The sequence below is a fragment of the Acinetobacter sp. ACIN00229 genome, assembly GCF_016106645.1.
GTDB classification, from domain to species: Bacteria; Pseudomonadota; Gammaproteobacteria; order Pseudomonadales; family Moraxellaceae; genus Acinetobacter; species Acinetobacter oleivorans.
The window spans coordinates 23,835-49,285 of the sequence record NZ_JADWOM010000023.1 but is presented as its reverse complement, the minus strand read 5'-3'; the positions used below and the strand labels follow the sequence as shown (position 1 = coordinate 49,285).

The 25,451-nt window shown below is 38.2% G+C and carries 25 protein-coding genes; 7 read left to right on the top strand and 18 right to left on the bottom strand.

The window, feature by feature from the left end; all coding sequences use genetic code 11:
• Positions 1-233: 233 nt before the first annotated feature.
• The gene (locus I7H67_RS17480; protein ID WP_013198151.1) at positions 234-1,541 is read right to left on the bottom strand and encodes a dicarboxylate/amino acid:cation symporter; all 1,308 of its coding nucleotides are present in this window, start codon (positions 1,539-1,541) and stop codon (positions 234-236) included.
• Between the two features lie 476 nt (positions 1,542-2,017).
• Positions 2,018-3,448 carry a pyridoxal phosphate-dependent aminotransferase gene (locus tag I7H67_RS17475; protein ID WP_198308441.1) on the bottom strand — a complete coding sequence of 477 codons (1,431 nt, stop codon included), beginning with the start codon at positions 3,446-3,448 and terminating at the stop codon, positions 2,018-2,020.
• 238 nt (positions 3,449-3,686) lie between these two features.
• Here I7H67_RS17475 and msrB point away from each other — a divergent pair, with 238 nt between their 5' ends.
• The 4 genes from msrB to I7H67_RS17455 all read left to right on the top strand — a co-directional run bounded on the left by msrB (position 3,687) and on the right by I7H67_RS17455 (position 6,130).
• Positions 3,687-4,106 (top strand): peptide-methionine (R)-S-oxide reductase MsrB, encoded by a 420-nt coding sequence (msrB, locus tag I7H67_RS17470; RefSeq protein ID WP_004792889.1) that lies wholly within the window; start codon positions 3,687-3,689, stop codon positions 4,104-4,106.
• Entirely contained in the window at positions 4,103-4,588 is a 486-nt protein-coding gene (locus I7H67_RS17465) for a glutathione peroxidase (RefSeq protein WP_005304488.1), read from the top strand. The genes msrB and I7H67_RS17465 overlap by 4 nt, the downstream gene beginning before the upstream one ends.
• Positions 4,588-5,433: an AraC family transcriptional regulator gene (locus I7H67_RS17460; RefSeq protein ID WP_198308440.1), complete on the top strand. Its 846-nt coding sequence runs from the start codon at positions 4,588-4,590 to the stop codon at positions 5,431-5,433. Before I7H67_RS17465 ends, I7H67_RS17460 begins: the two co-directional genes overlap by 1 nt.
• Positions 5,434-5,497: 64 nt before the next feature.
• Positions 5,498-6,130 carry a LysE family translocator gene (locus I7H67_RS17455; RefSeq protein WP_198308439.1) on the top strand — a complete coding sequence of 211 codons (633 nt, stop codon included), beginning with the start codon at positions 5,498-5,500 and terminating at the stop codon, positions 6,128-6,130.
• Between the two features lie 58 nt (positions 6,131-6,188).
• On the opposite strand, the gene dapC is transcribed toward I7H67_RS17455, so the two are convergent.
• The 6 genes from dapC to I7H67_RS17425 form a co-directional block, all read right to left on the bottom strand.
• Positions 6,189-7,358 (bottom strand): succinyldiaminopimelate transaminase, encoded by a 1,170-nt coding sequence (gene dapC, locus I7H67_RS17450; protein WP_198308443.1) that lies wholly within the window; start codon positions 7,356-7,358, stop codon positions 6,189-6,191.
• A gap of 25 nt (positions 7,359-7,383) precedes the next feature.
• Positions 7,384-10,047: a [protein-PII] uridylyltransferase gene (gene glnD / locus I7H67_RS17445; protein WP_005304499.1), complete on the bottom strand. Its 2,664-nt coding sequence runs from the start codon at positions 10,045-10,047 to the stop codon at positions 7,384-7,386.
• A 27-nt stretch (positions 10,048-10,074) separates the two neighbouring features.
• On the bottom strand, positions 10,075-11,292 hold the full coding sequence (gene purT / locus I7H67_RS17440; protein WP_198308438.1) for a formate-dependent phosphoribosylglycinamide formyltransferase: 1,218 nt from the start codon (positions 11,290-11,292) through the stop codon (positions 10,075-10,077).
• Positions 11,293-11,395: 103 nt separating this feature from the next.
• Positions 11,396-11,785, bottom strand: a complete 390-nt coding sequence (locus I7H67_RS17435) for a tautomerase family protein (protein ID WP_005304505.1) — start codon at positions 11,783-11,785, stop codon at positions 11,396-11,398.
• 130 nt (positions 11,786-11,915) lie between these two features.
• The gene (gene ygaH, locus I7H67_RS17430; protein ID WP_151767955.1) at positions 11,916-12,257 is read right to left on the bottom strand and encodes an L-valine transporter subunit YgaH; all 342 of its coding nucleotides are present in this window, start codon (positions 12,255-12,257) and stop codon (positions 11,916-11,918) included.
• Position 12,258: 1 nt separating this feature from the next.
• Positions 12,259-12,981 carry an AzlC family ABC transporter permease gene (locus I7H67_RS17425; RefSeq protein ID WP_081402146.1) on the bottom strand — a complete coding sequence of 241 codons (723 nt, stop codon included), beginning with the start codon at positions 12,979-12,981 and terminating at the stop codon, positions 12,259-12,261.
• A gap of 121 nt (positions 12,982-13,102) precedes the next feature.
• Here I7H67_RS17425 and I7H67_RS17420 point away from each other — a divergent pair, with 121 nt between their 5' ends.
• The gene (locus I7H67_RS17420; protein ID WP_176564279.1) at positions 13,103-13,573 is read left to right on the top strand and encodes a hypothetical protein; all 471 of its coding nucleotides are present in this window, start codon (positions 13,103-13,105) and stop codon (positions 13,571-13,573) included.
• A 74-nt stretch (positions 13,574-13,647) separates the two neighbouring features.
• Here the strand turns inward: I7H67_RS17420 and I7H67_RS17415 are convergent, their stop codons facing one another.
• Both I7H67_RS17415 and I7H67_RS17410 read right to left on the bottom strand, forming a co-directional pair.
• Complete coding sequence (locus tag I7H67_RS17415; protein WP_004792870.1) at positions 13,648-13,974, bottom strand: hypothetical protein; 327 nt, start codon at positions 13,972-13,974, stop codon at positions 13,648-13,650.
• Between the two features lie 171 nt (positions 13,975-14,145).
• Positions 14,146-14,853, bottom strand: a complete 708-nt coding sequence (locus I7H67_RS17410; protein WP_198308437.1) for a Crp/Fnr family transcriptional regulator — start codon at positions 14,851-14,853, stop codon at positions 14,146-14,148.
• Between the two features lie 91 nt (positions 14,854-14,944).
• Here I7H67_RS17410 and I7H67_RS17405 point away from each other — a divergent pair, with 91 nt between their 5' ends.
• Positions 14,945-15,466, top strand: coding sequence for a DUF962 domain-containing protein (locus tag I7H67_RS17405; RefSeq protein ID WP_198308436.1), 522 nt, complete (start codon positions 14,945-14,947; stop codon positions 15,464-15,466).
• Positions 15,467-15,512: 46 nt separating this feature from the next.
• Here I7H67_RS17405 and ychF read toward each other — a convergent pair whose 3' ends face one another.
• The 8 genes from ychF to I7H67_RS17365 form a co-directional block, all read right to left on the bottom strand.
• Positions 15,513-16,604, bottom strand: coding sequence for a redox-regulated ATPase YchF (gene ychF / locus I7H67_RS17400; RefSeq protein ID WP_004642544.1), 1,092 nt, complete (start codon positions 16,602-16,604; stop codon positions 15,513-15,515).
• 93 nt (positions 16,605-16,697) lie between these two features.
• Positions 16,698-17,357 carry a methionine ABC transporter permease gene (locus I7H67_RS17395; protein WP_004792864.1) on the bottom strand — a complete coding sequence of 220 codons (660 nt, stop codon included), beginning with the start codon at positions 17,355-17,357 and terminating at the stop codon, positions 16,698-16,700.
• Positions 17,338-18,414: a methionine ABC transporter ATP-binding protein gene (locus tag I7H67_RS17390; protein WP_198308435.1), complete on the bottom strand. Its 1,077-nt coding sequence runs from the start codon at positions 18,412-18,414 to the stop codon at positions 17,338-17,340. Before I7H67_RS17390 ends, I7H67_RS17395 begins: the two co-directional genes overlap by 20 nt.
• 5 nt (positions 18,415-18,419) lie before the next feature.
• Positions 18,420-19,253: a MetQ/NlpA family ABC transporter substrate-binding protein gene (locus I7H67_RS17385; RefSeq protein WP_198308434.1), complete on the bottom strand. Its 834-nt coding sequence runs from the start codon at positions 19,251-19,253 to the stop codon at positions 18,420-18,422.
• 13 nt (positions 19,254-19,266) lie between these two features.
• A complete protein-coding gene (locus tag I7H67_RS17380; protein ID WP_005304526.1) occupies positions 19,267-20,097 on the bottom strand; it encodes a MetQ/NlpA family ABC transporter substrate-binding protein in 831 nt (276 codons plus the stop codon).
• A 14-nt stretch (positions 20,098-20,111) separates the two neighbouring features.
• Entirely contained in the window at positions 20,112-21,524 is a 1,413-nt protein-coding gene (locus tag I7H67_RS17375) for an LLM class flavin-dependent oxidoreductase (RefSeq protein ID WP_057076090.1), read from the bottom strand.
• The gene (locus I7H67_RS17370) at positions 21,524-22,747 is read right to left on the bottom strand and encodes an SfnB family sulfur acquisition oxidoreductase (RefSeq protein ID WP_198308433.1); all 1,224 of its coding nucleotides are present in this window, start codon (positions 22,745-22,747) and stop codon (positions 21,524-21,526) included. The genes I7H67_RS17375 and I7H67_RS17370 overlap by 1 nt, the downstream gene beginning before the upstream one ends.
• 12 nt (positions 22,748-22,759) lie before the next feature.
• A complete protein-coding gene (locus I7H67_RS17365) occupies positions 22,760-23,995 on the bottom strand; it encodes an SfnB family sulfur acquisition oxidoreductase (protein WP_198308432.1) in 1,236 nt (411 codons plus the stop codon).
• Between the two features lie 344 nt (positions 23,996-24,339).
• On the opposite strand from I7H67_RS17365, the gene I7H67_RS17360 reads away from it, so the two are divergent.
• Positions 24,340-25,104, top strand: a complete 765-nt coding sequence (locus I7H67_RS17360; RefSeq protein ID WP_151822568.1) for a glutathione S-transferase family protein — start codon at positions 24,340-24,342, stop codon at positions 25,102-25,104.
• Positions 25,105-25,451: the final 347 nt, after the last annotated feature.

Genomic DNA, 25,451 nt, shown 5'->3' with positions numbered 1-25,451 from the left:
ATCAATTGATGTTTATTTCTAAGGATATAAATTCTGTTTGGGTGAATTTTATTCTCTTTTTAAGGTTTGTTTTAAGAAAATTTAATAGCAGTAAAAATACATTATTGGGTTCATTATTTAATATGGAAATACACATAAATTTTTATTGTTTAATTTTAGAATAAAAAGAAGAGCAATTTTATAAGGTCATATAAAATTGCTCTTAAGTTGGGAGAGTGGGAGAAAAGAGAAACTTAAGCGGGCGTTTGTTCTTGAGTTGATTTAATTAATACTGGCTCTGGTAGCTCTTCAGTATCTGCTACTTTTTCGCCTTCAAGCTTAGCAACAACTGCGGTAGCAATACTGTTACCTACTACGTTTGTTGCAGTACGACCCATATCAAGGAACTGATCGATACCAAGCAATAAGAGAATGCCAGCTTCAGGTAAATGGAACATGGTGAGTGTTGCTGAAATAACCACAATTGAAGCTCGTGATACACCTGCAATACCTTTACTTGTCACCATCAGAGTTAACAGAATTAAGATTTGTTGAGTGAAGCTAAGATCGATGTTGTAAGCTTGAGCAATAAACAATACTGCAAACGTGGTGTACATCATTGAACCATCTAGGTTAAATGAATAACCCAACGGTAATACAAAGCTAGTCACTTTTTTAGGTACACCAAATTTATTGAGTGCATCCATTACTTTAGGGTAGGCAGACTCACTTGAAGCTGTCGCAAAAGCAAGAGTTACAGGTTCGCGAATTAATTTGCCTAAGCGGAAGATATCTTTTTTAAGTACGATTGCACCAACAGAGAACAAAATGATCCAAAGTAACAGAAGACCGAAATAGAACTCAGCGATTAAAATACCGTAGTCAACAATTAAGCCTAAACCTTGTACTGTAATTGCTGAAGCAATTGCAGCAAATACTGCAAAAGGTGCAAACATCATGACGTAATCGGTGATACGGAACATGATCTTGCTAAGTTCTTCAGTCAAACGAACAATAACTGAATCTTTTTCGTTGCCTTGATTTACAAAAGCGAGTGCTGAGCCAAAGAAAATAGCGAAAACAAGTACTTGTAAAATATCGTTATTTGCCATTGCTTCTGCAATGCTGCGTGGGAACACATGGCTTAAGAATGATTGCAGTGTAAAGCCAGTAGTTTCTGGGAGAGAAGCGCCACTAAGTTGTTGAGCTGTTGGTAGTGCTAAATCTAGAGCTGCCCCCGGTTGGAAAAAGTTTGCTAAACCCATGCCGATGGCAAGCGATACAAACGAAGCAGTAATAAACCAAGTCATTGACTTAAGTGTGATACTACCAATCGATGTAGATTTCCCCATTGATACAATGCCTGAAACAATTGTGGCAAATACCAATGGAGCAATAATCATTTTGATGAGGCGTAAAAAGATGTCTGTGCCGATGCTAAAATAAGAAGCGATTTGTTTGAGTTGGTCACCTTCATTAAAAAAGTGGTGACAAATCCAGCCTGTCAGTACGCCAAGTAAAATAGCAATAACAATATATTTGAGCAATTTCTTTTGCTTCATATGAACCTCTATCCATTTGATTCAATCATTCTTTGATGGGATTTGAATGATTGAAAGCTTTCCTTGTTAGTTCAGTCCGGTCGTTCTACCGATTTTATCTTCCTAGATATCTGAATCTGTTTTAACCGAATCGAATATGGTGATGTTGTTATGGGAAGGGATTGTTGCTCGATTTTGAAGCAGTGTGAAATGCAAAAAAATATTGATCCATGCAATTTTTGCATAATGAAGATTGCGGGAAATGTGAAATTACGCACAAATTTAAACGTATGGTAAAAAATATAGAAATGAATTGTTAAACAGATTTTAAAGATTAAATGAATTAAATTTTTAATTAAAATTTCTTAAATTCAAATAGTTATTTAAATGTAAGTGGAAGTGCGGAAGAGTTTGTAATTATTCTTTTTTTAAATTAGTTAAATAAAATTATCAAAAAAGGCATCTAATTTAAGATGCCTTTTTTGATATGCATTTTTTTAACGACGATTGGCTAAGAAACGGCCTAAACGAGTGATTGCTTCTCGCAATTCATTTTCAGCTGGTAAGAAAACCACACGGAAATGATCTGGAGTTGGCCAATTAAAGCCCGTACCTTGGACCAATAGCACTTTTTCTGCACGTAGCAAATCAAGCATTAATTTTTCGTCATCTTCGATTGGATAGATGTTTGGATCGAGGCGAGGGAAGCAGTACATTGCTCCATCTGGTTTTACGCAGCTTACACCAGGAATCTCATTTAGCATTTCCCAAGCAATATTACGCTGTTCGTACAAACGGCCACCCGGACGAATCAGGTCATTAATTGATTGGTAACCGCCTAAAGCAGTTTGAATCGCATATTGAGCCTGAACGTTTGCACATAGACGCATTGATGCCAACATATCTAAACCTTCGATATAGTCAGCAGCGCGGCTTTTATCTCCGGTAATTGCCATCCAGCCTGAACGGAAACCTGCAATGCGATAAGCTTTTGATAGACCATTAAAAGATACGCAAAGCTGGTCGCCAGCTAATGATGCTACTGAAACATGTTCAATACCGTCATAAATAATTTTGTCGTAAATTTCATCAGCAAATAAAATTAGATCATATTTTTTTGCAAGCGCTACAATTTGTTCAAGAATATGACGTGGATAAACTGAACCAGTAGGGTTGTTCGGGTTAATGATGACAATACCGCGAGTATTCGATGTAATCTTGCTTTCAATGTCAGCAATATCTGGATACCAGCTATTTTCTTCATCACATTTATAGTGAATTGCTGTACCACCTGAAAGATTAACAGCTGCTGTCCAAAGCGGATAATCCGGCATTGGAATCAACATTTCGTCGCCATCATCAAGCAAGCCTTGCATCGCCATTACAATAAGTTCAGACACACCATTACCGATATACACGTCATTCACGTGCATATTTAGGATGCCTTTTTGTTGGTAATATTGGCAGATAGCTTTACGTGCTGGAAAGATACCTTTTGAGTCAACATAACCAATCGCATTTGGTAGGTTTAAAGCAACGTCATTAATAATTTCTTGTGGGGCTTCAAAACCAAATGGAGCAGGGTTGCCGATATTGAGCTTGATGATTTTATGTCCTTGCTCTTCCATTTCATTGGCGGCTCGTAATACTGGTCCACGAATGTCATAACAAACATGCTCAAGCTTCGATGATTTCTTTATTTCTCGAGAAGTTGGCATGGATTGGAGGATAGCAGTATTTTTAGACATAGCTGGATTCACTTTTGCATATCGGTATAAATAACTTTTAAATGTTTTAACTGTTACCAAATTCAGATCGTGTTGATCTTTTAGTAATTCAACAATTTTTTCATGGGTAAAGCCCGATTGCTGATACTGTTTGATAACTGGTAATAGTTGCTGGAAAAGCACACTTTTTTTCTGAGACATGTTTTGTCCTATACAACCGTGCCGAACAAGCATAGCACCATCTTTGCTTCCTTGGAAGAAAATAAAACATAAATTTGCTTACTTTTAATTTTGAATTTTGCTTACTTTTTGCTTTCTATGGCTTAGGTGATTAAATTCCAACAAATTTTACGTTCAGAGACTAGTGTTTTTGCGAGGAATGGCGTAAATATAAAACTCAATCATCAGAAATGTTTACTTCAGAATAAAGGTGCATGTCATGGGAAAAGTCAATAAAACAGACCGGGAATGGCAAAGAGAGTTATCACCAGAAGAGTATCGGATCACACGACAAAAGGGCACTGAACCTGCATTTACGGGGCAATACTGGAATACTAAGCAACATGGTACCTATGTCTGCCGTTGCTGCGGTGCAGAATTGTTCTCATCAGATACTAAATATGACAGTGGTTGTGGTTGGCCTAGCTTCTTTAAACCGATTGAGCCAACTGCAATTGAAGAACATGACGATTTATCGCATGGTATGGTCAGAACAGAAATTGTTTGTCATGATTGCGAAGCCCATTTAGGGCATGTTTTTGAAGATGGACCACAGCCGACTGGTTTACGCTATTGTGTAAACTCGGCATCATTACAACTTAAATCACAAGAAAAAAATGATGAGGAAACCTATCCATGAGTAATATTTATCAGTTTGAAGCTGAACTGTTAGAGGGTGAAGTTAAGCAATTAGCTGATTACAAAGGTAAAGTTTTACTAATTGTAAATACTGCAAGTAAATGTGGTTTTACACCACAATTTGCTGGCCTTGAAAAGCTTTATGAGAAATATAAAGATCAAGGCTTGGAAGTTTTAGGGTTTCCCTGCAACCAGTTTGGTGGGCAAGATCCGGGTAGCAATAAAGAAATCGGTACGTTCTGCCAGCGCAACTATGGGGTTAAATTCCCGATGTTTGCGAAAGTAGATGTAAAAGGACCAGAAGCCCACGTGATTTTTAGATATTTGACACGTGAAGCTAAAGGCATTTTAGGAAGCAGCACGATTAAATGGAACTTTACTAAATTTTTGGTAGGGAAAGATGGCGCAGTGCTTAATCGCTATGCACCTACGACTAAACCAGAAGCATTAGAAGCTGATATTGAAAAAGCATTAGCAAGTTAATGAATTCAATGAGCGCTATTCCTCAAGCATTTGAGTTTTGGCAAGATGGGCGAATGCCTTATGCTGAAGCCAGAAGATCTTGTTTTAGTCGAACATGTTATAAGTCTCATAGTCATCCAACATTTTCTATTGGAGCTATAGATGAAGGGAATAGCGTTTTTCAAAGTTCATTTGGTACAGCACAAAAGATTTCTGCAGGTACCTTAGTCATTGTACCTGCCCACATAGAACATTCTTGTAATCCATTACCTGATCAGGCTTGGAGTTACCAGATGTTGCATATGGATATATCTTGGCTTAATCAATGGTACGCTGAGTTTCAAAAAGAGGGCTTTGATTTAAATTTACCTCAGCATAAACCTCTTATTATTAAAGATGAGTCTTTATATCAAGCTTTTTCTAGTATGAATAAAACTTTATTTGATTCTGAAAAATTGATTATTGAAAAAGAACAGTCGCTTATCTATTGCCTTACTCAGTTGTTACTACCTCATTTTATATTAGAAGAAATACAGAAAACTCAATATTTGTATGAGGATTTCTTGGACTTAATTCATATTATTAAATCATCCGAACGATTTATTTCTCTAGAAGAGCTTGCACAGCAGGTAGGTCTTAGTCGATATGCAATTATTCGTCTATTTAAAGCTAATGTTGGCTTAACGCCCCATGCATTTCAAATTAATTTAAAGATTAATCAAGCCAGAGCTCAATTAAAACAAGGGATTTCGCTTGTGGAGTTGGCAGTAAATTTGGGCTTTAGTGATCAGAGCCATTTTCATAAAGCTTTCAAAGCGCATACTGGAATCACTCCTCGTCAGTTTCAACTTGCAGCCGCGCAATAATTTACAATAAATTATTTTTCTCTATTTTTAAGCTATTCCATACAGTTTTAAAGATGAAATCGTTATGGAAGTTTTTTTTGTTATCGCCTTTACCCACTTTTTAGCGTTGCTATCTCCGGGACCTGATTTTTTTCTTATTCTCACCAGTCTTTTGCAAAAGGGTTCGCGCTATACATATGGTGTCATTGCAGGAATTACGTTTGGCAATGCCTTAATCTTAATGGCATGTATGTTCGGATTTATGTTACTTGGAAATTTGAGTACGACCATTCTTTTAGTACTTAAGTGGTTTGGGGCAGGGTATTTGGTTTATTTGAGTTATCTTTGTTTTAAGGCTGCTAGGTCTGGCAACTTAACTTTTGCTACTGAAAAAAATGATTTGATTGATCAAGAGCATCAACATCAGGATAAAGTTAAGAGTTTCATGTTGGGAATACAATCTAGTCTGCTTAATCCCAAAAATATTATGTTTTATAGTAGCTTGATGTTGCTTATTCAGCATCAATTTAGTTTAGTTCAAAAATTACTGATGAGTACGTGGATGACTGGAGTCGTACTTGGTTGGAACTTACTGTTGGTTCGGCTATTGCTTCAAAATCGAGTTCTAGAACAGATTAAACGTTCAGCGATAGGCTTGTATTATTGTTCTAGTCTGGCTTTTATATGTTTTGCAATCTTACTTATTACTTATAGTTAATGTCGGTTGTATAGCCTTCATGCTAAATAATCGTGAAGGCTATACAACTTATCTATGCTTAAAGAATTGCTTTTAAACGCTTAACTACTTCTTCGCATTGCGCTAAATCGGCGACTAAAGCCATACGCACATGATTTTCGCCAGGGTTAGCTTGATCTGTGTCACGAGATAAATAACGACCCGGTAAAACTTTAATATGGGCTTTTTCCATCAACATCTTGGCAAAAGTTTCATCGTTATCGACTTTTAACCAATAATAAAAACCCGCATCTGGCTTTTGTAGAGGTAATAAGTGACCTAGTTCATTTTGGAATAAATCAAACTTTGCACGATATTGCTTACGGTTTTCTTCAACATGGTTTTCATCATTCCATGCTGCAATTGATGCAAGTTGATGTTGAACAGGCATTGCTGCACCATGATAGGTACGGTACTGCAAATATGGTTTTAATAATTCTGCATCACCCGCTACAAAACCTGAGCGTAAACCCGGTAAGTTTGAGCGTTTAGAAAGTGAATGAAATACGACACAGTTTTTATAGTCATCACGACCAAGTTCTGCACATACTTCTAATAAACCAGTAGGTGCTTGCTCGAACCAAAGTTCTGAATAGCATTCGTCAGAAGCAATAACAAAATTATATTGATCAGATAAGGCAATTAACTTTTTGAATTGTTCTTTAGAAAGCACAGTACCAGTTGGGTTGCCCGGCGTACATACAAAAAGAAGGGCAGTTTTTTCCCATACTTCTGCGGGTACAGCATCAAAATCGCCTAAGTAACCATTTTCTTCGGTGCAATTAATGAAGTATGGTTTTGCGCCGGCAAGTAGGGCGGCACCTTCATAAATTTGATAAAACGGATTCGGCATTACCACATACGGTGCGTCTTCACGGTTAATGAGCGCCTGAACAAATGAGAAAATCCCTTCACGCGTACCAGATACTGGCAAAATGTGGTTTTCAGCACTAATGCTATTAAGTTTAAAGCGCTTAGTGAGCCAGTCTGCAATACTTTGGCGAAGTTCAGGTAAGCCTTTGCTGTTTGGATAAGTTGAGAGGTGATTGAAGTTGTCAATAATTGCCTGTTTAACAAACTCTGGTGCTGGGTGCTTTGGTTCACCAATTGATAGAGGAATCAAGGGAAGGTTAGCAGGAGTAGTATCCTTAAAAAGCTGGTTTAACTTTTCAAATGGATATGGGTGCAATAACGACAAGCTAGAGTTCATTAAACAATTACCAATTAGTTGAGTTTCAGTGCTGACAAATTTGATTAGATGCTTCATCTAATGCAGCTTTAAGCTTTTCCGAGAAGAGTTTAACCTCTTCATTATTTAACGGTTTTCCATCTTTTTTCGTGACAAAGAAAATATCTTCTGCACGTTCACCTAAAGTTGCAATTCTAGCTGAATGGATGTCTAAACCTTGCATCATAAATAAGCCACCTACACGTGCAAGTAGGCCAGGGTGATCGAGTGTTGAAATTTCAACCATGTTTTGCTGTAACGCTTCATTCAATGTTACGTCAACTGTATTTTCAATATCGAAATGACGTAGTTGACGTGGAATACGGCGTTGCATAAGTCCCGGATATTGGTCTGGCTGACTAAGCGCCTTCACCAATGCAGTTTTAACTGTTTCTTCGCGTTCAGGATCGGTTAGCAATGTACCAAAGCGATCGAGAACAACATAGGTGTCTAAGCTAAATGCGGTACTTGCTGTGATAATTTTTGCATCCTGAACGTCTAAGTTCATGCGGTCCAAAACTGCCACAGTCGTTGCAAAAAGGTTGGGTTGGTCACGCGTGTATATAAAGATTTGCACGGCATCTTGGGCAGCTTTACGATGAGCACGCAACAGTACTAATGGCTCTGGATTATCGCCGTGTTTCAAAATTGCTTGAGTGTGCCATGCAATTTCATCTGCCGATTCTTTAATGAAGTATTCATCGCCCAGTTCTTGCCATACTTTTTCAACGTCTGCCAATGAGAAATTATTCACCAGTAATTCACTTGCTGCAAATTTGGTGTCTTCAATTAGCATTTGATAGTCAACAGGACGGCTTAAACCTGTACGAATGACATCACGGGCATGCGTATAAAGTTGACGCATAAGCGACGCACGCCATGTGTTCCACAGTTTTGGATTTGTCGCATTAATATCTGCGACTGTTAAAGTATATAGATAATCAAGATGTTCCATATCGCCAAGTTTTTCGGCAAAATCTTTAACAACATCTGGATCGGAAATATCCTTTTTCTGAGCTGTTAGCGACATGAGCAAATGGTTGTGAATGAGCCATGCAATTAATTTACATTCACGCTCTGTAAAGCCGTGTGCACGTCCAAACTCAATCGCATCTTCTGCACCAAGTTCACTATGGTCTCCACCGCGGCCTTTAGCAATGTCATGAAATAATGCAGCAATAAACACAATATCTTGACGTGCAAGACGCTGGAAAACAGAACTTACAACAGGGAACTCTTTAGCAAATTCTGGTTCTTTAAAACGGTTTAAATTGCGCAGTAATAATAATGTGTGAGCATCGACTGTATAGATATGGAATAGGTCATATTGCATGAGACCCATAATTTGACCAAAGGCTGGAATATAGTTTCCTAAAACACCATATCGTTTCATCGCTACCAAAGTATCGTATAGACGATAAGGTGAGCGAATAATCGACATAAATAGGGCTTGATGCTCAGGATTATCTCGAAAATTTTGGTTAATACGTTTTGCAGCAAGAATAAGTAAACGTAAAGTACGAGCGCGAATACCTTCAATATCTGGTCGATTAGCCAAAATATAGAATAGTTCTAAAATAGCACTTGGATGTTCTGCGAAGATTTTGTGGTGCTGTACGGCAAGTTTATTGTCGACAATCTTAAAGTGGTCATTAACGACTTCAATTTTACGTTCGTAATTTGGTAAACGCGGAGTAATAACTGATTCGCTAAAATAGGCCAATAACATTTCATTAAGTGTTGAAACCTGTTGAGCTGTACGGTAGTAGCGTTTCATGAACTGCTCAACACCGTAGTTTACAGGCTGACCTTCTTGACGAGCGTAACCAAATTGAGCCGCAATTTCTCGTTGATGATCGAACAGAAGACGGTTTTCATCACGCTTCGCTAAACGATGTAAATGGTGACGAATTTCCCAAAGAAAACTTTCAGCTTCTTCTAAAACGTTTAATTCGAATTCTGAAATAAAGCCTAAATGAACTAAGTCATAAATGCGGTTTACGCGGAAATGACGCTTAGCAATCCAGCCAATCTGGTTAATATCACGAATACCGCCAGGCGCATTTTTAATGTCGGGTTCTAAGTTGCTTTCAGTATTGTTGTGTTGATGGTAACGCTTAGCTTGTTCAGCCATTTTTGCATCAAAAAAGGTTTTGTCTGTCCACGTTTGCGAAACAATACGACGCGGCCATTTTGCAAGTTGACTATTACCGGTAATTAAACGAGCTTCGATGAGTGTAGTTGCAACAGTTAAATCGGTAGCAGCTTGTTCAACACAACTTTGAATGGTGCGAACGCTAATACCGGGTTTGAAATTGCCAACATCCCATAAAGAGGAAATGAATGTAGAAATGCGTTTTTCATTTTCTTCGTTAATTTCATGTTCCGATAAAATCATGATATCAACATCGGAATAGGGCAACATTTCACGGCGCCCATAACCACCTACAGCAAAAAGACCTAGCCCTGTCTGATCAAGTTCAGCATGTTTCCATAAAAAGATCAGTGCTTCGTCAACGAGGTCTGAGCGTGCTTTAATGACTTCCCGAATAGATTGCCCATTTTCATATGAATCCTGCAATTGCTTTTCTACATCCGTTCGCCATTGATTAATGGCTTTAATATCATGATGGCTTGTAACGTAGTTCAGCAATGGCGATGTATTGATCATGAAAATGGGTCTACCAAAAAGTAAATATTAAGAGTTGGTTTTTACGCTTACTTGATCAGCGGTTTCTTTCGCTAAAGTACGAGCAAGATCAGTATTTTCTGCACGAGCAGTTGCCACACCCATACGACGTCGTTTGAAACCTTCTGGTTTACCAAACAGGCGTAAATCGGTATTTGGGTTAGCTAATGCCGTATTTAAGCCGCTGTAGCTTAAATTGTTGGCATCGACCCCAGCATAAATAACTGCACTAGCCGCAACACTATGGCGAGCTGTATTTACTGGCAATCCTAAAATTGCACGAGCATGCAGTTCAAATTCACTTTGAAATTGTGACGCTAGAGTAACTAGACCAGTATCATGTGGGCGAGGCGAAACTTCACTAAACCAGACCTTGTCGCCTTTAATAAACAGCTCTACACCAAAAATACCACAACCGCCCAGTGCTGTTGTCACTTTATTTGCAATACGTTTTGCTTCTTCAAGTGCAGCTGCAGTCATTGGTTGAGGCTGCCAGCTTTCTACATAATCACCTGCATCTTGACGGTGACCAATTGGGTCACAGTAGTGAGTTTCGATTTCGCCAGTTTCAGGATTTTTAGCACGAACGGTAAGTAATGTAATTTCAAAATCAAAATCAATTTGAGATTCAATGATGACTGTACCTTGGTTAACACGACCACCTTGCATGGCGTATTGCCAAGCCGCATCGACTTCATCGAAACTTTTTACACGAGACTGACCTTTACCTGAAGATGACATTACTGGTTTTACAAAGTTTGGATAACCAATGTCATCAGAAGCAGCGCGGAAGCTTTCTAGTGAGTCAGCAAAGCGGTAAGCAGAAGTAGGTAAACCAAGTTCTTCAGCCGCAAGACGACGAATGCCTTCACGGTTCATGGTCAGGTTTACAGCTTTAGCGGAAGGAATAACAGTTGCAGTTTGACTCGCTTCAATTTCAAGCAAAACTTCTGTAGCGATGGCTTCAATTTCTGGAACAATTAAATTCGGTTTAATTTTCTCAATGAGCTGTTTTAACTCAGTTGGATTAGCCATATTTAACACATAAGAAAAATGTGCAACTTGCATGGCTGGCGCATGATCATAACGGTCGGCTGCATGTACTTCAACACCAAGGCGTTGTAAAGAAATTACAACTTCTTTGCCAAGCTCTCCTGAACCTAACAATAAAACTTTAAATGCAGAAGATTGAAGGGGGGTACCGAGTGTCACGCTCATGCGAATCATCCTGACAAAATTATTTTTTTAAGCATAGCAGAACTTATGAGGGAGTTAAGCTTTATCACACATAAAAAAATTAATTTTGTCGGACAATTAAGATGTGACTTTTTTAGATATTAACTTGATAGTTTAAAAGTAACTCATCTGCATTTTTGCCGCGAATACCCCAATTTTCTTTAGGGGTTTCAAAAATCGTAATTTCAATATCTTGCGGAGCTATTTTGCATTGTTGTTCAATATTGCGAAATAAAGTTTGAATGAGTTGTTTCTTAGTAGCCGCGCTACGTCCTGCAAACATTGAGAGTTCGATAATAATGTAGTGTTGGCTGCGGTCAGAAGGATAGATAAAATTTCCAGGCTTAAGACTGATAAAACGCTGAAATCTTTTCTCGATAGGATATTTCAATTCTTCAATGAGCGCTTGATGGATTGCATGAGAAAGTAATTCTCGATACTGCATAATCGTTTGTTCATTTGCGTAAATTTTAACTTGTGACATTTTTATCTCTATTAAGTAGGTAAGATTATCTTTTTAATCAATTCAAAAATTAGATTTTTACGCCAGAAGTTTCAATCTTAAAGGCTTCTGGCTAGGTTTTATTTTATATAAGGAAGATCAGTTTATCTATTTATAAAGGTAAATAAGTATAGATCAGACCATAAACAATTGCGGCAGTTAACGTTGCCGGAACAATTTTCTTAAATTTAAAATAAAGACCTGCTAGCACTAAAAAACCGATAAGCATGGCTAAGCTTTTATCTGGATTCTCAAGAAGTGGCGGAAGAGTGGCAACAATAAGCATGGCGCTAATTGCTGATATACCAATGCTTCCCAAAGCAATTTTTAGCCAGACTGAACCACGTCTTTGCTGTGTCCCTTGTAGCTTTTGTATAACAAAGAATGGTCCAAAACGTGAGGCAAAATTGGCAATACCAACAATGATACCAACCAGAATAATCTCTAGATTCATTTTAAACTTCGACCTCTTCTTGTTGTTTCAGCACATAATGTTTAAACAAGCCGGCTAAAATGCCTGAAAGAATACCAATAAAAATAGCCGCAGATAGGTTAATCCAATAGCAGGACAACGCTGAAACAACCAAAGATACAGCAACTACAAGACTATGCTTTCGCTCAAATGCTGCTAATAAAAAACTTAAGAATAAAGCAGGCAATAAGAAGTCTAAGGCTGCTTGTAAAAACTTTGGAAGATGAGACACTTGATCTGCAAATAATCCCCCTAACAATGAGCCAGTTGCCCAAGCCATCCAACTAAATAGACTCAAGCCTAACATCCAAGACTCGGACCATTGTTGTCTACGCTGTGAAAGTTGGATCATTCCACTTGCAAAAACTTCATCGGTTAAGCCCCAAGCCCATACCGCCGTTTTTTTTAGATTTAATTTGTTTGGAATCAGGTTATATAAAGCTGGTCCATAAAGCACATGGCGAATATCCAGTGCAATGACTGTTAATGCAGTTAACCAGATAGATGAACCACTGGCTAAAAGTGCGACAACTAAGAACTGGCTGGCTCCAGCATACATTGAACAAGATAGAAAAAATGCTTCCCATGGTGTAAAACCAAACTGAGATGCAGAAACGCCAAAGGCAAAAGAAACGGGTAAATAGGTGAGTACGATAGCTTGGCTATCTTTGGCGCCTTGCCAAAAAGTTGCCGTTTGGGCAGGCATCAATTGTTGTTCGGACACAATACACCTTGGCAATAAACCAAATGATAAAAATACTTGAAAGATTGAGTATTGTAGCCGAATTTAATAGCATAGTGCCGAAATGTTTAATCGGCAGTTTGCTATGTTCAACGCAAAGATTCGTTTAGTTTATATCGCCATGTTGAGTGCAGGTATTTTTACATTGCAGGGCTGTGACAATGGTAATCATGAGGCAGAAAAAAAAGTAGAAATTAAGCCAGCACCTAAACTGACCAATGACGCAACTGTTTATGCTCAAAAAGCATGGACATTGATTAATACGGTTGAGCATTTGGTTTATGAAAAGCAGTTGAGCCAAATCGATGACAAAGTTCGTAAACCTTTACGTCAATTGAGTACGGACTGGCGCATTAATGTGAAAATGACTGATTCCGTGACAGAAGGGAAATATGCCCTTTGTCGTAAAGCCCTGACAAGTTTAGATGTGTGGGCTCGTGAAACGCTTGAAAATAATGATTCAGTTGCTAAGAAACAAGCAGACTATGAGCGAGATAAAGCGCAATGTAAGGATGCGATCAATACGCCGAATCTTGGAAACACATCTCCAAAATAAAATTTATAAATATAAAAAAGCGAGATGATTAATCTCGCTTTTTTGCTTTTAAAACGATAATGAGTGAATGTTAATTACGGCTTTGTCGCAGCTTTAGCTGTGTTTGCTGTTTTCACTGCATCTTGTTTCATTTGATGAGTCATTTGCTGTGATTCATGTTGAGCATGCGTAGATTTCATCATTGCTTCATGCTTTTGTTCAGTCATATCTTTTTTAACATCTTGTTTTGCTTTTACTGCTTCTTTTTTAGCAGTTGCTTTGCCGTGTGCAGCAACACATTTTCCGCCTTTATGATTTGGCCCTGTACCACCTTGTAATTGAGTTCCTTTTGGACATGCAAATGCCGAAACACTTAACATAGCCAATACGCCAGCTGTAAGAATTGTTGATAATTTTTTCATGTTAATCAGCGCCTTGTTGAGTATTATTGCTCAGCTTGAGTGTAAAATGAAAATATCTGCTTTAAAACATTTATTTTGTGAAATAGAGTTTGAACAATGTGTTGTTTTGCAGCGTTATCTATTTTTTTAATTTGGTTTTAAGTTTTTATCATATAGCTGGTTGTGCAAAGACTAGGAATGGACTTGAGCAACTACTTTCAATTTCTCAATATCTAGAATCTCAATTTTTCTAAAAGCAATTTTGATGATTTTCTGTTTTTCAAGCAGACTCAGCTCATGGTTGATCGTCTGTCTAGATGTGGTCAGCATATTTGCCAATTGTTCTTGAGAAATATGGATGTGATGATCTTGAATAAGAGTATGATTTCCATATCCTTCTAAAATAAATAGAAGACGTTGAGCAAGCCTTTGAGAAATACTGCGTGTTTGGATAGCAATCTGTTCTAAGAAAACGTACCTGAGTTTTTGGCTGGTTAAACGAGCAAAGTAATACCAGTAATATGGATTGTCTTTGAGTAATTCATTTAATGGTTTTGCAGGAATATGCAGAACGGTACTTTTTTTCAAAGAAATCGCATCGTGCGAACGTGGTTCATGATCAATCAGCGATATTTCACCAAACCACATAATTGGCTCAGCAATTGCAGAAAGAGCTTCATTACCATTTACATCGACATAACCTAAGCTAATTGAGCCTTCAAGCACAGTATAAATGCCATCAAATACATCTTGGGCACGGAACACATAATTGTTTTTTTCAAAGGTTCTTTGCTTACCATGCTCTAGAATAAAGTTTTGGAATGCTTCTGGAAGCAAACTAAACCATGTATTTTCTCTTAGTCGATTAATATAAATAAGATCCAATATCAGCCCATCCATGAAAAAATCATTACTTTGTCAAATAGCTGACAACTTTAAGTTTTCCTTATTTGTACAGTATGACTATAGATAGATGAATAGGGAACAACTCATGTCAAATCTGGAGCAACAGCTTAGCAAATATGCAGCTTACCACTTAAATCATAAAAATATTTTGACGCATTTTATCGGTATTCCGCTCATCGTGTTTTCAATTTTATGTTTAACTGCGAGAGCTGGAGTCGATATTGGCAGTTTTAAACTAACTTTAGCCATTGTGTTGATTGCAGCTAGTACGATCTATTATTTCATTTTAGATAAAGTTTTTGGCGTAATTATGCTGATTCTTTTAGCCGCCGTGTATCCACTGGCGAGCCAAATTGCCCAGTTATCTTTGGGGCAATGGTTAGCAGCAAGTATTGGATTCTTTGTGGTGGGTTGGGTCTTTCAGTTTGTTGGGCATTATTTCGAAAAGAAAAAACCAGCTTTTGTTGATGATGTGATTGGACTCGCCATAGGGCCGTTATTTGTATTGGCAGAATTTATATTTATGCTAGGTTTTAGAAAGCCTTTGCATGCGCGTATTTTACAAGAGGCGCGCATTAAACGAGAGGCGATGGATTTAAGTCATTAAACATAAAAAAGCCCCAATATGATGGGGCTTTTTTATGAGCTTTAACTTAAACGTTAAAACGGAAGTGCATTACATCGCCATCTTGAACAACGTAAGTTTTACCTTCTAAACGCCATTTACCAGCTTCTTTAGCGCCGTTTTCACCGTTGTATTGTACAAAGTCGTCATATGCAACAACTTCAGCACGGATAAAGCCTTTTTCGAAGTCAGTATGAATCACACCAGCTGCTTGAGGAGCGGTTGCGCCAACTTTTACTGTCCATGCACGAACTTCTTGTACACCAGCAGTGAAATAAGTCTGTAAACCTAAAAGCGCATAACCTGCACGAATAACCACATTTAAGCCTGGTTCTTCCATGCCCATTGCTTCTAAAAACTCAGCACGATCTTCATCTTCTAATAATGAAATTTCAGCTTCGATCTGGTTGCAAAGAGGAACAACAATTGCGTTTTCTTCCGCAGCTAGTTTTTTTACTGCATCTAAATGCGGGTTATTTTCAAAACCATCTTCTGCAACGTTTGCAATATACATGGTTGGTTTTAAAGTCATTAAACCAAAACCACGAACTAATTTACGTTCGTCATCAGACAAATCAGCCGCGCGAGCTGGTTTACCTTCGTCAAGTAACGGTTGGATTTTCTCTAAAACTGCTTTAGTTGCTACAGCTTCTTTGTCGCCGCCTTTAGCAACTTTAGTTAAACGTAAAATTGCTTTAGCAACAGTTTCAAGGTCTGCAAGCGCAAGTTCAGTATTAATAGTTGCGATGTCGTCTAATGGATCAATTTTACCATTTACGTGAATTACGTTTTCATCTTCGAAACAACGTACAACATGAGCGATTGCATCAGTTTCACGAATGTTAGCAAGGAATTGGTTACCTAAGCCTTCACCTTTTGATGCACCAGCAACAAGACCTGCAATGTCCACAAATTCCATTGTAGTTGGCAAAATACGTTGTGGTTTAACAATCGCAGCAAGTTTGTCTAAACGTGGATCCGGTACAGGAACAATGCCTGTGTTTGGTTCAATGGTACAGAAAGGGAAGTTTTCCGCTGCAATCGCTGCTTTCGTTAATGCATTGAAAAGGGTAGATTTCCCTACGTTTGGCAGACCAACAATACCGCAATTAAAACCCATGAAAACCACTCACAAATGTGTAAATTAAAAATTGTCGCTGATTTTACATGAAAGCCATGACAAAGTCATGGCTAGAGCAGGGTTGTATTGCTTTTAAACTTTACGTTTATCAAGTTGCTGGGCTAATGCATCGCCAGTTGCTTGTACTAACATGACTAAAACAATGAGCACAAAAATTACAGCCAACATAATTTGCATATCAAAACGTTGATAACCATATCTATATGCAATGTCTCCTAGGCCACCTGCACCAATAGCACCAGCAATCGCAGAGGAGTTAATCATAGTCACAATAGTCACGGTAAAGCCTGCCACAATACCCGGCAAAGCCTCTGGTAAAAGCACGTGCCAAATAATTTGTTTACGGTTACAACCCATGGCTTGTGCAGCTTCAATTAAGCCTTGATCGACTTCACGTAAGCTGACTTCTGCAATACGAGCAAAGAAGGGAATTGCCGCAATCGTCAATGGAACAACGGCTGCCCAAACGCCATAACTTGTACCTACAATCCAGCGAGTAAGCGGAATAAGTGCAACCATTAAAATAAGAAAGGGCACAGAACGAGTAATATTAATGACCCAACCCAAAGCCTGATTAATCTTTTGTGACGGATGAATGCCATGCTCAGAAGTGCTAACTAAAACAACAGCAATAGGTAAGCCAATTAAAAAAGCAATAAATGCAGATGCACCTACCATGAGTAAGGTATCTACGGTTCCAGTAATTAATAAATCAATGAGCTGGTCGTGCATAGCCAAGTACCTCAAATTGTGCAATTGCAGTTGATGCGTCTTGTCGTATAGATGAAAGATCAATTTCTACGTTAGGAATACCGATTAAAAGAGAACCAATAATGTGCCCTTGAATGGTATCGACCTGACTTTGATATAAATTGACGGGTGCTTTAAATCTAGCAAGTAGTTCTTGAATATCGGGTACTTGATGTGCTTCAGCTTCATATTTCAGTTTTACAATAATATGAGTCGAATCTTCATCGGGAAGTGGAGTGATTTTAAATGGCAGAGTGATCTGCTCAAGGTTCAACAATTCTTGAGTAATTTGTTGTTCTGGTCGTGAAAATACAGACCAGACTTGCCCAGCCTCGACAATTTCACCTTGGTCAATCACCACGACTTGATCACAAATTTCTCGAATGACCTGCATTTCGTGAGTGATGAGTACAATCGTTAGACCAAGTTCCTGATTAATCTTTTTAAGTAAAGCCAAAATAGTGGCAGTACTTTCTGGGTCAAGTGCTGAGGTTGCTTCATCACACAGTAAAATTTCAGGGTGGTGAACAAGTGCGCGTGCAATACCGACACGTTGCTTTTGTCCGCCTGAAAGTTGTGATGGATAATGACTAGACTTATCTGCAAGGCCTACTAGTGCTAGAACTTCATTTACACGTTGATCGATATCTGCTTTGTTGTAATTGGAAACTTTTAAGGGTAATGCCACATTTTCCCAGACCGTTTTTGCAGACATCAAATTGAAATGTTGAAAAATCATTCCAATTCGTTGGCGAGTTTGAATAAGCTCGGCATGACTCAATTCAGCAATGTTTTGTTGATGAATATGAATACTGCCTGTATTTACTTTTTCTAAGCCATTTAAAGTGCGGAGTAGGGAAGATTTTCCTGCACCACTTTTACCAATAATGCCTAAAATCTTACCTTGAGGAATATCAAGGTTAATCTCTTTTAAAGCATGCAGTTTTTGACCCTGCGATTGGTAAAACTTATTTAAACCACGAATTTTGATATGAGGTAGAGAAAAATCAACTTGTGATCCAAAACTCACCATTGTCATTCTCCTTATTTCCAGCCTTGAAACCACATACCTTGGCCAAAGTCTTTATCCAGAATATCTTGTGCTTGTTTTGAGTTCTGGAATGCTTTAACAAAGGTTGCAAGTTTTTGGTTTTTATCTTGGTAATCGCGACGGGTCACAAACAAAATTGCATATTTTTTATCGATTGGATCTAAAAATAATGCGCTATGTGGGTCGGTTACCTTTGCCATTTTTAAGTAGTGAGGGAAGCCGAAAATTAAATCGACATCGTTATATGCATGTGCTGTTTGAGGACCTTCAACTTCAACAAAGCTCAGCTGTTTGGGATTAGCAATAATGTCTTGAGTAGTTGAAAGTTCATTATTAATGTCTTTAAGCTGAATTAAACCTGCACGCTGCAATAAAATTAAAGCGCGAGCTAAATTGACGGGATCGTTTGGAATAGCAACACGTGCATTTGAAGGTAAGTCTTTAAGTGATTTATATTTTTTTGAATATAGACCCACATGACTTCCTGAGCCCACGGCAAATGCATGTAAGTCATAACCCGTTTCTTTAACAGCATTACGTAGAAATACGCTTTGCTGGAAAAAGTTTGCATCAATATCGCCGTTTTGTACGGCAACATTTGGTGCTCGCCAGTCAGAAAATTCAACGAGTTTGACATGAACGCCTTGCTTTTCTACTTCATTGGCAACGCTTTGTAATAACTCAGCATACGGTGGGCTAATGCCAATCGTTAAAACATCATCGGCTTGTTTATTTTTAATATAACGGTAACCGACAAGACCCAGAACTACGATAACAATCGTAATTCCGAGTAACCAAGGCTTATGCTGTTTGAACTGAATCGCCATAATCTTTCCGTTATTACTTCCAGCCAGGGAACCAAAGTTTTGGCCCAATCTCAGCATCTAACACAGCTTTAACTTTTGGCGAGTTTTGATAGATCTCAACAAATTTCTTCAATTTGTCGCCCTTGTCCTGATAGTCGTCACGTACTACAAACAAAATTGCATAACGTTTATTGGTATTGTCATCAAGTAAAAGAGCACTATCTGGATCAGCTGTTTTTGCTAAGCGCAAGTAGTGTGGGTAGCCAAAAGCCAAGTCAACATCATCAATTGCACGAGCCGTTTGCGGTCCTTCAACCTCAATGAATTGCAAGTTTTTAGGGTTTGAAACAACATCTTTAAGTGCAGATAAATGGTTGTTTGAATCTTTAAGCGTAATTAGTTTAGCTTGTTGTAAAAGTAGTAGGGCACGACCTTGGTTCACAGGATCATTTGGAATGACTACACGTGCGTTTTGTGGCAATTCATCAAGGCTTTTATATTTCTTTGAATAAAGTCCCACATGTGATGCTGCACCTACTGCAAATGCTTTTAATTTAAAGCCAGTTTCTTTAATTGCATTGTCTAAGAACGGTTGATGCTGGAAAAAGTTCGCATCAATATCCCCATGATTTAAAGTAATGTTTGGTGTGTTCCAGTCAGAAAACTCAACTAGTTTCACATTTAAACCTTGTTGCTTTGCTTCATCGGCAGCAGCTTGTAAAGTTTTTGCAAATGGTGGACTAATGCCAATCACAAGTTCATTTGAGCCACTTTGACGGTGTTTATTCCAAAAGAATAAAGCAACAAAAAGGACTACAACGACTAAGCCTACGCCTAGCCATTTTTTAGAGGCTGTTTGAGCCATGTCTATCTCCAAATTTAAGCGGTTATTTCTTCAATTGTTGTTAGGTTTTTGCTGTTGTTATAGGGACTACATCGGAATGCTTGAACAGGGTGTTGTTTTGGTAATTGATCACCCCGATTAAAAATTTTGTTCCGCAGTGAACCCGTTTTATATGCAGTTTTATAGCGACCACGTTGTTGTAGCTCAGGAATGACCAAGCGAATAAAGTCGTGGTGAGACTCTGGTGCAACTGTACGTGTCAAATTAAAGCCATCAATATCTGTTTCATCTAAAAGATGAATTAAGTATTCAGCAACTTCTTCGCCACTACCCACGATGAGGGGATAACGACCACCTAAAACATGCTGAGCTTTTAAGTCATTTTTCGTGATTTGTTGCTCTTTAAATTTTTCGGTAATCGAAACAATACTGTTACTTTTTTGGTAAGGAATCGCTTCATCGTCGGCAAATTTACTTAAGTCGATACCAGTTGAACTCGCATAATGCGCGAGGCCTGCTTCAGGGCTTGCATACTGACGATATTCATTAAGTTTTTGTACAGCCAGATCATGTGTTTCGGCAACAACAACGGTTATACCGACAAAGACTTTAATGTCATCTGCTGAACGGCCTTGCTGTTCGGCAAGAGCACGAATCTTTTTCACTTGTTCGCGTATTTTTTCGGGTTTGTCGCCACCAATAAATACACACTCAGCATGACGAGTCGCAAACTGCATACCTTTTGGTGAAGCACCTGCTTGAAATAGTGTCGGGGTGCGTTGCACAGAAGGAGACACCTGAAAAACACCTTCACTCTGATAATATTTTCCGTGGTGGTGAATGGTATGAACTTTAGAAGGGTCTGTAAAAACACGCTGTACTTTATCTTTTTTTACTGCGTCGTTTTCCCATGAACCTTCCCAATACTTGTAGCAAAGTTCTAAAAATTCTTCAGCTTGTTCATAGCGGGCATCGTGGTCTTTTAAACCTTTTTGACCAATTAAGCGTTCCGCACTATCTAGATAACCTGTCACAATATTCCAGCCAATACGACCTTGAGTTAAATGGTCGAGACTCGCAAAGCGGCGGGCAAACTGATATGGATGCTCATAGCTTAAGTTCACAGTGACCCCAAAACTTAAGTTTTGAGTGACTGCCGCCATTGCTGAAATGAGTGTAGATGGGTCATGGCTCGGAAGCTGAATGGACTCTTTTAAAGTCAGATCAATACCATTTTGATAGACGTCATACACACCTGTAATGTCCGCAATAAATAAACCATCAAATAAACCACTTTCTAGAGTTTTGGCTTGTTCTGTCCAATAGCTCAGTTCATTAAAGCGGTGTGACTCATCACGTGGATGTGTCCATAAGCCATGATTGATATGCCCAACACAGTTCATATCAAAAGCATTGAGTAAAATCTCTTTCGCTTTGAAATCTGCCATTACAATGTCCCCCGACGAGGTGGTAGAACACCGTTAAGAACATAGTTCCCAATAAAGTAATATTTCCATCGTGCGGCATCATGCAACGTATGCACACGTGCATTGCGCCAGAAACGGTCTAGACCATCTTGCGACTGACTACCACGGCTTCCAGCAAGTTCAATCAGCTTAGACGATGCTTTTAGTGCAATATCGCTACTATGAGCACGTACTTTGGCCACATCAATTGAAGCTTTTGCAATGCTTTCAGGCGTGGTTTCAATTTTTGCGGCATCAATTGATTGCGCAGCTTGCTTTAATAACACTTCACTTGCCCGTACATCGACAGCAATGCGTCCTAGCTCATAAATCGTTAAAGGATCTTGGTTGGCCGTTTCTACATTTGAATCAATCCATGGGCGGGCTTGATGCACTCTTTGCAAGCTTTCTTCAAAGGCTCCACGTGCAATGCCTACCTCAATTGATGCATGCATAATTTGAGCAAAAGGGCCCACTAAGGTTGGTTGTAAAAATGCAGTATCAAAAGGAATAACATCATCTGCATCGACAAAAACCTGATCAAATTTAACTGTGCCGCTGCCTGTGGTTTTCTGCCCAAAGCCAGACCAGTCATCAACAAGTTTCAATCCTGGTGAACCACTTTTTACAAAGGCTAGATATTCTCGACCTGCATCGTCTAGAACTAAGGTTGGAATACGGTGAGCAAATAAACTTCCTGTGCAGTAAAACTTTTCACCCTGAATGAGATAACCATTTTCATGCGGACGGATATTGGTTTGTTTATGGGTTGAAGTTTTAGTTTTAAACTCAGCAAGTGCATTACCAAAACGAGTGCCATTTAATACTTCGCTATATAAACGTTGTTTTTGAGCTTCTGTACCTGTATTGCGCAAGACTTCTAAAGCGTAAAAATGGTTTTGTGGAATTTGTCCGATTGAACCATCTGCACCACTTAAAAGTGCAATCACTTTAGCAACTGTATGACTTGAAACTTCGGCACCACCATATTGCTTTGGCACTGTAATTGCCCAAAGACCAGATTGGCTCAATGCATCGATTTCGGTATAGGGTAAAATTCGTTTAGAGTCTCGCTCAACTGCGGTTTTTTTAAATTGCTCAGCAAACTGTTTTGCAATTTCTAAAGCTTCAGCATCATTTTGAATAATGTGCGCTTGGCCAGATGCCGATGTTTGTTTAGTTTGAACCGATTGATATGAAGTCATGACAATTTCTCCTTAAATCCAGGCATGGCGGGCAGGGAAATGACCATTAAGGTAATAATTGCCAATGGCATGTAATTTCCAACGAACGGGGTCGTGTAAGGTATGTACACGAGCATTTCGCCAATGTTGATCTAAATTGTGTTGGCTTAAACTTGAACGGCTACCGCCTAGTTCCAGCAATTTTTCAGAGATTTGTAGAGCAGCATCATTGGCATAGACTTTTGCTTCTGCGACCAAAATTGAAGCTTTTGCTACCTGTTCGTCAGTCACAGTTTCAAGTTGATCAAGTTCATCTAAATATTCAGCAGCTTCATCAAGCAGTAAAATTGCAGCATCGAGTAAAATATTTAACTTACCTACTTCTTGCAGGGTGTAATGTTCAAAGCTGGCTTTTTCAACCTTTGCATCAATAATTGGACGTGCTTTATGAATAGTCGATAACGTATCGTCAAAAGCGGCTTCTGCAATCCCCACATCAATGGCAACTTGTAATAACTGAGAATAAGCACCGCGATAAGTAGGGGCTTTAGTTAATAAGCGTTCATCAAAAATGAGTTCTGGATTAACTTCAACTTGATTTAATTTAACTGTACCACTCGCTGTAGTACGTTGACCAAATCCATTCCAGTCATTAATGACTTCAATACCTTGAGCTTCTCGATTCACAATAACTAAAACCACATGACCTTCAGGATGAACCGCTTTAATTGCGAGCCAATGCGCAAAACTTGTACCTGTCGAATAAAACTTTTCGCCGTTTAAAATATATTTACCATTTTCAATGGTGAGTGTGGTTTTTAATGTTTTTGAGTCATGTGTATTACGTTCTGGCCCACCGTTAGCAAGACGTTTGCCTGCCAATATTTCTGAAAAGATAAATTGTTTTTGTTGTTCTGTGCCCATAATTTCGATCAGGTTTAAAAGGCTAATCTGATTTTGTGGAATCTGACCAACGTTCGCATCACCTTTACTTAAAATACGGAAAACTTGAGCGAGTGTTTTATTGGAAACAAAAGCTCCGCCATATTTTTTTGCAATTCGAATTCCGCCTAAGCCTTTTTGGCTAAAGCTTTCGATTTGCTCATGCGGTAATAAGCGTTGTTGATCACGTGTATTACGACCCTCTAAAGCATAATCAGCCACTTGATAAGCAGCATTAATGGCTTGTTGATCATTTTGAATGATTTGGACGTATGCCGTCGTTTTAGATAGAGAATTAGACATAATGACACCTTGTATTGCTGTCATTACCTTACAAAAGAAATATTTTTCCACTAAACGAGGACTTATGCTCAGCTTATGAAATAAAGTGCAAAGCATTTTTTTTGATTTTTAATTGAGAAATAAAGATATTAAAAGTTTTTATAAATCAATAAATTATCTGTTTTATGCGAAAAATTGATAATAGAATTAGTTTTAATATGAAAAAGAGCAATAAGTACGGTAAAAAAAGATATAAAAAAATAGACCTAACTGTCAGCAAAAAATGAGCACAATATCCATTGTTTTAAATAAAAATAGCTTCTAAAGTATCTACTTACCATCGACCATTTTTGTACAAATAGTCAAATAAAAATAAACGTGGAGATTTTATGCGGGTTTTGTATCAGTTTCCTTTGTCCCATTATTGTGAAAAAGCTCGCTGGTTGTTAGACCATAAAGAACTTGATTATGTGGCTCATAACTTAATTCCAGGGTTTCATCGTGCTTTTGCACAACTCAAAACAGGCCAAAATTTATTGCCAATTTTGAAAGATGACCATCAATGGATTGCTGAATCAACCAAGATTGCACTTTATCTGGATGATACCTACCCAGAACATGCGCTTTTGCGTCGTGATGAGCAACTTAGACAACAAACTCTTAAAATTGATAGTTTAGCTGATGAGCTTGGTATACATGTGCGTCGTTGGGCTTTAGCTCATACGTTGGCACAAGGAGACCATGCTCTAGAAATTATGATGGGTGAACAAGGCTATTTACGTCAGTTTGAAAAAATATCGAAACCTTTTCTCAAAACACTCGTAAAGAAGAACTATAAACTTGAAGAGGAGTTGGTGGGTCAGTCCAAAGAGCAGATGGACAAACTCATAAATGAATTAAACCGCTATCTAATAGAAAATCAAGCGCGCTACATGGTGGGTGATCGCTTAAGTCTTGCTGATATTTCTGTGTGTTCGATGCTTGCACCATTGTTAGAGGTGAAGGGTACGCCATGGGAGCGTGAAGAAGCAGAAGAAGTTTCTGAGGAATGGAGCAACTATCAAAAATATTTGCTTGATTTACCTCTAGGCCAATATGTTTTAAGAATATATCAAACCGAAAGAAACGCACGCGTAGATTGGCGAGGAATTTAAACTTTATAAAAAGCCCTGATTTTTCTCAGGGCTTTTTTGTAATATTTCTAAGTTCAGTCATTAACTTAAATATTACTATCAATTTTATAAATGATTTTTATTAAACCATTTGCATATATTATTTTACTCCTGCAACTTCTTTATTTAGTTCATTATTCAAACTTATTCTAAATACTTAATAATTTTAATTTTTATAATTTTTTGCAAAATCCTATTTTTCTAAAAACAGTTTTTAGCTGAAGTTAAGCCACTTTATTGTGCATGTGTTTACATTGTAATCAATAATTGCCACATTTAAGTGTAAATAGATGAGCTTAATAATAGACAGAAGATTAAAACATAGATTA